Annotated in this window: 8 protein-coding genes; 3 read left to right on the top strand and 5 right to left on the bottom strand. The window is 54.0% G+C overall.

Going from position 1 to position 12,112, the window contains the following annotated elements; all coding sequences use genetic code 11:
* Nucleotides 1-3 precede the first annotated feature (3 nt).
* Nucleotides 4-957, bottom strand: coding sequence for an S-layer homology domain-containing protein (locus AC5JLP_RS05820; RefSeq protein ID WP_496066973.1), 954 nt, complete (start codon nucleotides 955-957; stop codon nucleotides 4-6).
* 190 nt (nucleotides 958-1,147) lie between these two features.
* Complete coding sequence (locus AC5JLP_RS05815; RefSeq protein ID WP_496066972.1) at nucleotides 1,148-2,491, bottom strand: D-alanyl-D-alanine carboxypeptidase; 1,344 nt, start codon at nucleotides 2,489-2,491, stop codon at nucleotides 1,148-1,150.
* 136 nt (nucleotides 2,492-2,627) lie between these two features.
* On the opposite strand from AC5JLP_RS05815, the gene AC5JLP_RS05810 reads away from it, so the two are divergent.
* Nucleotides 2,628-3,323 carry a cofactor assembly of complex C subunit B gene (locus AC5JLP_RS05810; protein ID WP_496066971.1) on the top strand — a complete coding sequence of 232 codons (696 nt, stop codon included), beginning with the start codon at nucleotides 2,628-2,630 and terminating at the stop codon, nucleotides 3,321-3,323.
* 58 nt (nucleotides 3,324-3,381) lie between these two features.
* Nucleotides 3,382-3,891, top strand: a complete 510-nt coding sequence (locus AC5JLP_RS05805; protein WP_496066970.1) for a DUF456 domain-containing protein — start codon at nucleotides 3,382-3,384, stop codon at nucleotides 3,889-3,891.
* Nucleotides 3,892-3,969: 78 nt separating this feature from the next.
* On the opposite strand, the gene AC5JLP_RS05800 is transcribed toward AC5JLP_RS05805, so the two are convergent.
* The 3 genes from AC5JLP_RS05800 to AC5JLP_RS05790 all read right to left on the bottom strand — a co-directional run bounded on the left by AC5JLP_RS05800 (nucleotide 3,970) and on the right by AC5JLP_RS05790 (nucleotide 8,204).
* Entirely contained in the window at nucleotides 3,970-4,755 is a 786-nt protein-coding gene (locus tag AC5JLP_RS05800) for a class I SAM-dependent methyltransferase (protein WP_496066969.1), read from the bottom strand.
* 14 nt (nucleotides 4,756-4,769) lie between these two features.
* Nucleotides 4,770-7,784, bottom strand: coding sequence for a phosphoenolpyruvate carboxylase (ppc, locus tag AC5JLP_RS05795; protein ID WP_496067028.1), 3,015 nt, complete (start codon nucleotides 7,782-7,784; stop codon nucleotides 4,770-4,772).
* 174 nt (nucleotides 7,785-7,958) lie between these two features.
* On the bottom strand, nucleotides 7,959-8,204 hold the full coding sequence (locus AC5JLP_RS05790) for a hypothetical protein (RefSeq protein ID WP_496066968.1): 246 nt from the start codon (nucleotides 8,202-8,204) through the stop codon (nucleotides 7,959-7,961).
* A gap of 357 nt (nucleotides 8,205-8,561) precedes the next feature.
* On the opposite strand from AC5JLP_RS05790, the gene AC5JLP_RS05785 reads away from it, so the two are divergent.
* The gene (locus AC5JLP_RS05785; RefSeq protein ID WP_496066967.1) at nucleotides 8,562-11,789 is read left to right on the top strand and encodes a hypothetical protein; all 3,228 of its coding nucleotides are present in this window, start codon (nucleotides 8,562-8,564) and stop codon (nucleotides 11,787-11,789) included.
* Nucleotides 11,790-12,112: the final 323 nt, after the last annotated feature.

Below are 12,112 nucleotides of genomic sequence, written 5' to 3'. Positions count from 1 at the left end.
CCTCTAGTGATTTTTCAACGCCTTATAGACGAGGGCCGCGACCTCTGCTCTGGCTGTTGCTTGACCAGGAGCCAGTACGTTAGGACTTGTATCGTTTAACACCAGCCCTGTCTCTGTTGCCGCAGCAATTTTGTCCAGCGCATATTTAGGAATCTGCTCCGCATCCTGATAACGGCTTAGCACTTGGCTCGGTGGTGCTTTCGCTTGCAGGTTCAACCCAGTTGCAAGTGCTAGTAGCACCTGTAAGCGAGGAATTGGAAGATTCGGCTGAAAGCTGCCATCTGGAAAGCCGCTCATAAAACGAGTTTGTGTGGCCTCATTGATGGCGGCGATCGCGGGGGAATCAGCCTTTACGTCCTTAAATGTGAGCGCTGCACGGCTTGCGGGTTGGTTGAAGGCTCGCCGCACGATCGCCGCAAACTCGACGCGTGTAATGGGCTTGTTTGGCTGAAAGCTGCCATCCGGAAAGCCATCCAGAATGCCTTGCGCGCTCAAAGCCGCGATCGGGGCACTTGCCCAGTAAGCGGCTGGCACATCGGTAAACTGCTTTGGTGTAGCAGTGGGCGCTTGAGCAGGGGCTGGGGATGCCGTAGCTGTAGCTAGTGGTGCTGCTGCAACGAAGGGGGCTGCTTGCAATGCAGGTGAAACGGGTGCTGGGCTTGCAGGCGTTATGCTTGGCGAAGGAGTCCCAGCACTCGGCTGGTTTGCGAGCGCCCCAGTGGATGGTGCCACCGATACATTTGGCTGGACAGAAGGTAAAGGGGGAGGTGATGGCGATGCCGCCGTTGGGGTGCTTAAGACCAGCGGCGACTGAAGGAAAGGTGCTTCTAACCCCTGCTTCTGACTGATTGACCAGAAAAAGATGGCTCCAATGCTGGTGAGTGCCACAAACACCGCAATAAGTTCATCGGCACTGAGCCGTCTACGATTTGACTGAGGATCAGGAGAAGGTGTCATCTCAGGTGATTACCGAGTGATAGATACACAGCTAATCCTAAAGCAGACTGATGCATGTTGCACAACCACAACGGCTTAAACGTCTATAGCAGTCTTAAATCACTTGTGAAAAGTATGCTGTGTTTGAACCAAGCAAGCAGTCAGTGGTCAGTCGTTCTAGCGCGTTTACTGGTAGCATCGCTCCATTGGCTTAGTGAGCATTCACTTCCATCGCCGATCGCACGGCTTCATTACGATCGGTTGCCCCTAACAGAGAACTGACAGGTTGCACATTGCTGGGCGATAGCGGCAGCGGTCGGGTGGAGACGGCTCCCCACTGTTTGACAATCGCCTGTAAGAGTTGATCCTGGCGATCGCGCAAGTCGTCTAAATCCGTGCCTCGGTTAAGCATCGCAAACCACACAAACCCACGATCGCGCGTCGGCACAACCCCTGCCAGGGCGCTAACATCGTTGAGCGTGCCTGTTTTCACCACAGCAGCTTGAGGAATTTTGCGATAGTCGATCGTGCCACCATCCATCCCTGAAATGGGAAACAGGTCTGCGATCGTCAGATTGCGAAATTGCAGATAGCGCTGAATGGTGGTGAACATCGCACAAATGGCTCTAGGCGAAATTTGGTTTTCTGTTCCCAACCCAGAGCCATTTCTGAGCCGAACTTCGTCTTGAGGCACGCCTGCCGCGATCGCGGCTTGCTGGGCTACCACTGTCCCACCGCCCAGCGAATTCGCCAACGATTCGGCGATCACATTGTTGCTGTAGATATTCATCAGCTTGAGAATGTGCGACAGCGGTAGAGAGTGGTGCCGCAGCAGTAAAATCTGCTTGGGCAGTAGGCCAACCCCGTAGTTCACCACCTGCACGCTACCCGCGATCGCCACATGGGGTCGAGGCGTACCAGTAGGCATTTTTTGATACTGGTAGGCAGCTTCGTTAGACCAACTGTTGGCATCGATCGCTTGTTTGAGTAACGCGCCTGCCTTGTCTGGTTTCGTCTCAAAGTTCATTAAGAAATCGCCTGTAATCACCAGATTTCCAGTGACTTTGGCAATACCAAGACGGTTGAGAGCGTTACCCAGCGCGATCGCTTCTTCCCACACAATGAGCGGATCGCCGCCGCCCTGAATCACCAAATCGCCTTGCAGTGCGCCATCCTGAATCGGCCCCGTTGCGCTAATGAGCGTCTCAAACTGATGGTCAGGCCCCCACGTTTCTAACGCAGCCAGCGATGTCGCCACCTTCGTCAACGAAGCCGCGGGAAGTGGGGTCGTCCCCTGATTGCTGGCAAGAAAATGAGAGCCTGTTTGGAGCCAAACCCCCTGCGAGGACTCAGCCAATCCCTGGCGATCGAGGTCTCCCAGGTACTGCTGTAATGTGGCCTGTGTAGCAGCGTCAGGCTCACCAGGCATTACAGCCCAGGGGACCTCGTTCCCAGTGATCGCGTTGACAACGTTGAGGCTACTAGCGTTGACACGTGACAGCCCAGCCATGTTCAGCCACAGCGATATGAGTCCAGAGCTAAATAATTCCAGCAATCCTGCCTCCAGCCATATCCAATAACGTGTTGTAGAACGTCTTACCTGAAAAGCCCTGCCTTGGTTGGACAAAACACGGACGGCTTTTGAGTTTCGTTCCAAATAGAATGAATATAAAGGCTTTTAGCGTAACAGGATGACAAAATCCGATCAAAATCAGGGCTTACGCTTGTTACCGATCGTGGTGGGTGGGTTAGGTGGCGGCCTCCTGCTGATCAACCGTTTACTCACCCCCGACCTGACGAGTGCGCAATCCCGCTCAGATGCGTTGGGCGTGATTGTCAGTGCCGTTTTGATTCTAACGGGTTTGCTCTGGCAACAGGTGCAGCCTCGCACACCAGAACGGGTAGATCTGATCGGCGAAGAAGGCTTTGAGCTTGACCCCAATCTATCAGAGGCGCTCAAAACTGAGCTTGCCTGGGCATCCCATCTGCTGTTGACCAATACCGTCACGCGATCGCTCATTGTCTGGTATGACGACAAAATCCTGCTACGACGCGGCATTTTGCCCACCAAACGCGATGTCACTCCCGGCCCCATCTTGCAGCGCGTTCTGGATAAACAAGCGCCCGTGTATCTCGTCGCGCTGAAGGTCTATCCTGGTCGCATCGAATTTGACTACCTGCCCGAAAATACCCAGGGGGTAATCTGCCAACCACTTGGGAAACGCGGTGCCATGATCCTGGGTGCCAACGCTCCTCGCAGCTACACCCGTCAGGACGAGACCTGGATCAGCGCGATCGCTGCCAAGTTGGAGCATACGTTGGCGGGAAGTCAGGAGCCAGAAGTCAGGAGCCAGGAGTCGGGAGGTGAGACGGTCAGGAGTCATTAGCTCAGGAATGTTTCTTGCTTCCCTATCCCCTATACCCCACCCCCTACTTCCTACTCCCATGCTCACTCTCTACTGGCTACTCGTCGCTGTAATGGTTATTGGCATTATTGGTGCGGTCGTGCCGATGATTCCAGGGATGAGCCTGATTGCGATCGCCATCTTCATCTGGGGAGCGGTCAAAGGCTTTAGTAGCGTGACTATTGTGCTGCCACTGGCGATCGTGCTACTGGTCGTGAGCCTGGGGATCGATTTTCTGGCAACCTATTACGGTGCAAAGCAAGCAGGAGTCAGCAAATGGGGACAGTTGGGAGCCGTTCTAGGGCTGGTGATTGGCATTCTAGGCTTGCTACCAGCGTTACCTGTAGGTGGCCCGATTTTAGGCATTCTGATTGGCCCCATGCTAGGCGCGATCGTGGGCGAATTTCTTTACCGACGCGATCTCAAGGTGGCAGCGAAAGCCGCGCTAGGGATTGTTGTGGGTTCAGTGGTGGGGAATTTGATCCAGGGGTTACTGGCGATCGTAACCGTTGCCGTTTTCTTGTGGACAACGTTGCCGTCTGTTGGCTGAGGCAATGAGATGAAAAGCAGTCAGCTTTCAGCGGTCAGCTTCAGACGTTACCCTTCTGCCTCCTGCCTTCTGCCTTCCCTATTTCCCAAAAATCAAAATATGCTGCTGGGGCAAGGTTTCCTTCGTTTCTAGCCAGGTTAACCCGACGGTTGCCATTTCCTTCTGCACCTGTCGCTGCGTCATTTTGTGCAGCGCTTTAATGGGAATGAGGGGATTCTCGCCGCGATACTCGACCAGTACAACGCGACCATTCGGCTTGAGGGCCTGCACGATCGCCGTCATCATTTCTCTTGGGTGGTCAAATTCGTGATACGCATCGACCATCAGCGCCAGGTCGATCGACCCATCTTTCAAGTTGGGATTCGTGATGCTGCCTAACACCGTCTCAACATTCGTGACCTTTTTTTCTTGCTTGATGGCGTTCACAATCTCTAACATTTCTGGCTGAATATCTACAGCTAACACCTTACCCTGCGGCACTAGTGGACTCAGGCGAAAGCTAAAGTAGCCTGTTCCCGCACCAATGTCAGCCACTACGTCGATTGGCTTCAGGTTCAGGGCCGCAATCAGTTTTTGTGGCTGCTCCTCTCGCTCTCGGCTGGGGCGCTCTAACCAGCCTGCACCGAGATGCCCCATGACCTGAGCAATCTCTCTGCCTTCGTAGACCTTACCGATCCCATCGCGGCTTGGCGTCTTTTGCTGATAGACGGGATTGCCCGTTGTGGTCGGAGCTATGGCGATCGACGTTGGGGCAGCCAGCATCTGGCAACCTGACAACAGCACCGCAAAGCAGACCATTGTGATTAGAACAACGGTGGTCAAAGCAAGACGCAACCTGCACCATTGCCAGGTAATTATCATCATCGGCAGAGCCTAAATCAGCCTGTATTCCGCATGCCAGCCGCGATGCCATTAATGGTAAGCAGGGCACCCCGCAGCAGTTCGCCTTTGCTGTAGCGCGATCGCACTACACCTGTGACGGCTTCGGTATTGTGCTGCCGCAACCGCTTGAGCAGCGACACTTGCAGGAAGCCGAGGGGCACGATCGTGCCGTTGCGTAACTGCACCGATCGTTGTAGGTCAGGATCACCGTCTAGCAAGCGCTTGTGCCCTGTAATGGCAAGCACCATGTCGCGGGTCAGGTAGTATTCGTTGGCAATTTGGTCGTAAACAGGCTCCAGCCGCGCTTTATCTTCTGGTTTAGCCAGTTCACGTACATAGTGTCCGGCAATTTGTAAATCGACTTTCGAGAGCGTCATTTCGACCTTAGAAATCGCCATTTTAAAGAACGGCCACTTGAAGTAGAAGTAGCGCAGCAGCTTCAGATGCTCTTCGGGATGTTCGGTCAGGAAGTCGCGCAGAGCGGTGCCCATGCCATACCAGGCAGGCAGCAGAAAGCGACTTTGCGTCCAGCTAAAGACCCAGGGAATCGCCCGCAACCCGCTAAGATCTTTCTTGCCGCCACCACGCCGAGCGGGACGGGAGCTAATTTGCAATTGGCTGATTTCTTCGATCGGCGTGACCTGCAAGAAAAAGTCCAGAAAGTCTGCTTGCTCGTAGATTAAGGCGCGGTAATGGATGCGCGATCGGGCCGCCAGCTCTTCCATAATCTCGTGCCAAGGCTGGATGTCATCAAAGCCCGTGCGGAGCAAGCTGCCCTGAATCACCGCTGTAGTCACCGTTTCCAGGTTATACAGCGCCAATTCAGGGAGAGAATATTTGGACGCGAGCACTTCACCCTGCTCAGTAATCTTGATGCGACCATTCACGCTGCGACCGGGTTGCGCCAGGATCGCTTCATAGGCAGGCCCACCCCCACGACCCACTGACCCTCCGCGACCGTGGAAGATGCGCAGCGCCACATCAAAACCTTCTGCAACGGTCTGCAACGCCTGTTGCGCTTTGTGAATCTCCCAACTGCTGCTCAGAAAACCAGAATCTTTGTTGCTATCCGAGTAGCCCAGCATGACCTCTTGTAATGAGGGGGCTTGTGCCTCTAGTTGAGCATAGCCGCCAGCCAGCACGGCCCGATAGAGCGGCAACTCAAACAAGAGCTTGAGGACAGACGGTGCTTTTTGCAAATCCTCAACCGTCTCAAAAAGGGGAACAACATGGAGGGAACTGATGCCCGTCGCTGGATCGTATAGCCCTGCTTCCTTCGCCAGCAGCAAGACCTCCAGGAGATCACTCACCTCGTGGCTCATACTGATGACGTAGGTGTTGCAAGCCTCCGTCCCAAACTCGTGCTGGAGCCGACGCACCATGCGAAAGGTTTCGACGGTTTCTCGTGCTTTGTCTGAAAAATGCAGCTCAGACGGGATCAACGGTCGGCGGGTTTGCAACTCGGTCGCAAGCCACAGCGTTCGCTCCGGCTCGGTTAGCTCATTGTAGGGTTTTGACAGAATTTGCAGGTAGTCAACGATTTCACTGAGGGTGTCAGAGTGGCGGGTGCTTTCCTGCCGAATGTCGAGATGCGCCAGATTGAAGCCGTAGATCTCGACCTGACAAATCAGGGTGTCCAAATCCCGGCAGCTCAAACCTGTTTCAGTCAGGCTACGTTCAATGAGCCTGAGTTCTGACAGAAACGCATCGCCAGAACTATAAATAGTGTTGGGGTTGCAGTCGGGTTCATCCCCGCGTAGGCAATCGCTGTTGTTGATGATGGCGTTGCGATCGCGCGTATTTTCCAGTCGCTTTTGGATGTACGCCAGCTTCAACCGATAGGGTTCCTGCCGATAGCGAATGGCAAGTTGGTCGTAAATGACTGGCATTTGAAGCTGGTCTTGCTCCAGCGATTCCAGCAGTTCGGGCAAGACATCGCTCCAATGCAACGAGAGGCTCAGCAGATCCTTCAGCCGATGAACGGAGTGAATATATTTCTCTAACACCAGACTGCGCTGGTAGCAGGCGGTTTGCCAGGTAATTTGGGGTGTGACGGAGGGGTTACCATCGCGATCGGAGCCGACCCACGAGCCAAACTTACAGAAGTTATTGCTAGGCGGCTTCATAGCTGGAAACGAAGCGTGAAGCGCTTGTTTGAAGCGTTGATAGAGTTGCGGAATCGCATCAAACAGCACCTCTTGAAAGTAGTGGAGCGTATAGTCCACTTCATCAAGGACGGTGGGCTTAAACTGATGCAGTTCGTCTGTTCGCCACCACAGGCGAATTTCTTCCGTCAGTTGTTCGCGTAACACCTCAGCTTCCCACGATGCCGCCGGAAGCCCTTGCGAGTTGAGTCGGTCTTCTACCTGATCAAGCTGGCGCAGAATCCGGGCAATGCGGCGCTGCTTATCCCGAATGGTGTGGCGCACGATTTCGGTCGGATGGGCGGTGAAGACCAGTCGAATATCCAACTGGTTGATCAAATTTTGGACGTGCTGCGGTGGTACGTTGAGGCTGCGAAGCTTGGGAAAGAGCCAGTGGAACGTACCCATTTCTTTGCGGGCTTCTGGATCTTGCAGGCTTTTTTCGAGCAGGTCAGCTTCAAGTCTGCCCATTGGCGTGGATGACTCACCGTTGGAGCCAGGATAGCCCGCGATCGTGACACTCTGCTCGACCCCTACTGACGAAGCCGTATCACGAGAGGCCCGGTACTGTTGCTGCTGATCCCGCTGCTCGTAGTGCTGCTCAACGATATTGATTAACTGAAAGTAAAGCGCAAACGCACGCGCCGCCCGGATCGCTTCGTTGAGATCTAGTCGTTCGACGACCTTGAGCACTTCTGACTCTAAAAAGCTGGGGGCTTGCCCTTCAGGGGAGCAAAGGTCGCGCAATTGGTTGAGCAGATCGACCAGCTCTTGACCGCATTCCTGTTGCAGCACAAACGCCCACAAGTCCTCAATGATCTTGAGCCGATGCCGCAGAAATAGATCAGATGTGGATGTCACGGGCATTGCCTCGGATACTCTGGACTCGGTTACCGTGCTGAGGCCCGATCCATCATCTGACGAAGGTCTTGTCGAACTCATGGGGCTGCTCTTGTCAAAGATCTTTCAATAATTCTATGGGGTAATCCTCAGTTTTGCGGTTTCAGGAGAACCAAATTGTTACTTATGAGCTAAATATGGCTAAGAAGCGGCGCGATCGTCCGGATTCATCTGGTTCTCGTTGGGGAAATTAAGCACAGGGAGACGATCGCCGCGAAAGATTTCTTCACTGAATAGTCCCAACTCTTGCACGGCTTTGGCTACAACATGACTACCCACAAGCGCAACAAGCACCGGAGCCGTTGCTAGACTTAGCAAGATCTCTGGGGAAACCAAAGACGTTGCGTTGGACTCAATCGTAGAGGCTGGTTGTTCAGAAGATGGCATAATCAAAAGCTCGTGAAGGTAAAAAACATGAACTGAATAGTCCGCGCAATCGTCTACTGCCATCTGCCCTGGCGGGGACTCCTGACTCGACCACCCCCAAGCGAATCATCGGAAGGCAATCTCGCTAAGATTGTGGTGCGGTCTCGCACGATAGGATCGCTTTGAAATCGGTAAGGTTAAAAGCGATCGTCGGACAAAGCTTCTATGTAGCAGCATCTCACGCAACTTGAAACCAGAGTTGCAGAGAAACTGCGCCAAAGCTCTGAGTATATGTTATCTCTATGAGGCAAATGACGGTGAGGCAAATGACGGTACCTCACGTTCCTTCTGAATCACGTCGCAATTGTTAAGGCGCTCATGCTGGATGTACACGGCTACAATGCTTCCTCTGCTCATGCAAAACGCTCCCCAACGGGGAACGGCACGGCGTTACTCCGTTGGCTCCAGCAGCAGTTGGATGTGTCACACCTGCAAGTAAAAAGTAAAGTGCGGGGCAATAACCTCTACCTGTTATTTGAGGGGCAACCATGCCCGGAGGCAGCTGCCATCGTGCCTCCGTTGACCACCGCACTCTCAGCAGCCACGATCGCTCCGTTGCTTCCGCCCCAGTCGCCACCCATCTACCGGGTAGTTGTTTATGGGCGGGTGCCACAGCAGCCAAAGCCTGAGTGGGCAGAGTCTTTTATGCTGACCGTCGAGCGGATCTCCTCGACACAGTCTACAGAGCCAGGTAGCCCCCGATCGCTGTCAGAAATTGCGGGGTTTAACGCTCAAGACTGCAATGTCCAGGCATCAGCAGGTCTTTCGATGCTGGATGCAGCGCGTTTGGGGCAGCCAGACGCGATCGCCCACCACCTGAGTGAGACCTTGAGCACGTTGGGAGTCTCTGTTCGCGTCCGTCTCGAAAAGCCTCAAGTCTCTGCCCAGCCAGCCCCCACTCCCCACTCCCCACTCCCCACTCCCCCACTCGCCAAACGCCTCTTCGTTGCCTGCGAGTCTGCCTACACTCCTGATCCATTCTTGTTTGCAGAGTTGATCGCGCAGCATCTGCGAGCGCTAGAACTAAAAGGCTTTCAAGATGCCGTTGTCTTTGGTCAGGTGGCGGGTGAAGCAAGTCCTGAGTGGATGCTGCGCGTTGATTTAACCCCACCCGATGAGATGTTGAAGGCATGGGCACGCTGGGGTGACGTACAGGCGATTACCCGCTTGCTCAACCGGGTATTACAGGCTGAAAAAGTGCACACCTCTGCTCTGTTGAAAGAAGCAACGTTGCATTTAACCTGTCACGGCACGCAATCTTCAGCACCCAATAAGTTGACCACCATCGCCACGATCGTGTCTCTGCTTGAATCGCTTTCACCACAGGGTCTTCGTGCGACGATGCTCTATGGCTTTGCCAAGCAAGACAGTAGCGCCGATCTGCTTAGTGACACTACAGCCCCTGCCCCTGCCTGGGTTCATTGGCTTGATCTGTCTGCTGATCCTCAGCCCCAATCGACCCTTGACTTAGCACAGAAAGGAGATTTGGATGCGATCGCCTTCTTGCTGACGCGCATGTTGAATCCTGATCTCGATCGCACTCTGGCAACGGGGGGCATTCGGGTGCAAGTCCGGCAAAAAAGCGACCTGCTACACGTTATGGGCGAAGCGCCAACCTGCCCTGCCCAAAATCAAATGGGTGCAGCGATCGCTCGTTTTTTGAAGCCCTTGCAAATCCCGACCATCACAGGCGTTCGCATTTATGGTCGTCGGTCAGGACAAAAACAACCCCTCTGGAGCTACGGGGTCGATTTTGGTGCCCGCGATCGTCTGGTACCAGAAGCGCCCCCAGAATTTGCGGTGTCTGACGCGTATGTCGGCGATTTGCTCTCGCCGCCCGGTGCCCTTGTGCTGCGGACAGAGACACCATCAGAGGCATCCCAATCCTTCTTCACCACGCTGATTGAGAGCCTCCTTCAGCGGGCGCGGCAACCCCTCGTCTGGTCGCAACTCTTTATTCCGTTAGACGCTACTCAGCGCAGTAGTCCGTTAACGCACGCATTGCATGCGCCTGAGTTAACCGCTCAACGCAGCCTGAAAGTGGCTGCTGTGTGGGGCACGCTTGGCTTACTGCTAGTGATTCAATCCGACTGGTTGCTCAGTCGCTGGATTAAACTAGCCTCGATCGCGTCTAGCCAACCCGCGCCGGCAGTGCTTCCTTCGACGCCGCCCTCAGCCGCTCCCACAGCAGAGGATTCTCCCTTTGCGAGGTTATCTCTTAAGCAGAGTAAAACAGGCGATAAAACGGTTTTTAATGGCTCTAGCTTCACCCAACCTGGTACGTCTACAGAGCCGCCGTTCAACGACTCTGGTCAAGAGCCGTCTAATACTCAAATACCGCTTCCTGCTTCCTCGCCTCGCCCCAAAGCTGCTAGCTTGACCACAGGCATAGAGGCATATCCTACCTTTAATAGTCGTCAGCTGGATGAAAAGCTTGCCCTTTACCAGGGCTACATCCGCGAGTATGGGACTCCTGATGTGCTGATCATCGGCAGTTCACGAGCCTTGCGAGGCGTTGACCCGATCGCGCTCCAAAAAGCGCTGGCTGACCAGGGCTACGTGGGGACAAAAATCTTTAACTTTGGGGTCAATGGTGCCACCGCTCAAGTGGTAGATGCGATCGTGCGGCAACTGCTGCCAGTAGATAAGCTGCCCAAGCTGATTTTGTGGGCGGATGGTGCCCGTGCCTTTAACAGCGGACGGCCAGACATTACCTACAACGGCATGGTGGCTTCTGATGGCTACAGAACGCTTGCGGCAGGCAAACCGCCTATTCCTGGTACGGCTGTGGCGCAGGTGCCAGGTGGGGTTAAGCACGTCGAACCTGCCCCAGAAACCTCTGTCACTGAAGAACCACCCACCTCATTGTCTGGCGGCTATCAGACAGTGAACCAGGAACTGAATCGGCATTTGATGGCTCTGTCAGCGCTTTACTCGCAGCGTGACCAATTTAAAACACGCTTGCGAGATGGTCTGGTAAGCCTGCTTCCCCAAAGCGCATCTAATTTAGTGCTTGGCAGCACGATTGCTTCCAACACGCTTAGCGATGCGACCAGTCCTGGCGCGGCGGCGGCAAATGCTCCCGCTTCAGTACTATCTGACAGTCAGAATGCGATCGACATTGATGGGTTCTTGCCGCTAGCCAACCAATTCAACCCCGCAACCTACTACCAGAAGTACGCCAGAGTCAACGGTGACTATGACTCTGATTACGATTCGTTCGGACTTGAAGGCAACCAGACGCAAGCATTGACTAACCTGGCTCAGTTTAGTCAGGAGCACAAAATTCCACTCATTTTCGTCAACCTACCTCTGACAAGCGACTACCTCGACCCAACCCGAAAGCGGCACGAAGAAGCGTTCCAGCAACAAATGCTCCAACTTTCTACCCAGTTAGGCTTTGTCTATCGCGATCTTGAACAAGCGTTTGTGGCTCGGCCAAACTATTTCTCAGATCCCAGCCACCTAAACCGCTATGGCGCATATGAAGTCTCTCGACGGCTTGCGATGGATGTCATGATTCCCTGGAACCAGGCTCGGCGGTAGTAGAGCGATGCTAGATCGGTTGTAAACGTTCTGGGGTGGTTTATTAGCGGTCAGCAGTCAGCTATCAGCGGTCAGTATGGAAGTTTTGATACCGATTTAAAGAATGACGGCTACAGATCAATCGGTGGGTAGGGGCAAGGCAATGCCTTGCCCCTACAGAATGTGTCGCATTTTCAATTCAAATTGGTATGAGTAGCACTAGCTCTTTGAGAGCTACTTCGTAAGTGCGCCGACAAGCTAGAGAGTTTTGAGTTCATTCTGGCTCCTGGCTCCTGAATTCCCCTTCTGCCCTCTGCTTTTTACCTTTTTACTTCTGCCTTCTG

The organism is Stenomitos rutilans (assembly GCF_059505485.1).
This window is presented reverse-complemented; position numbering and strand designations above follow the sequence as displayed.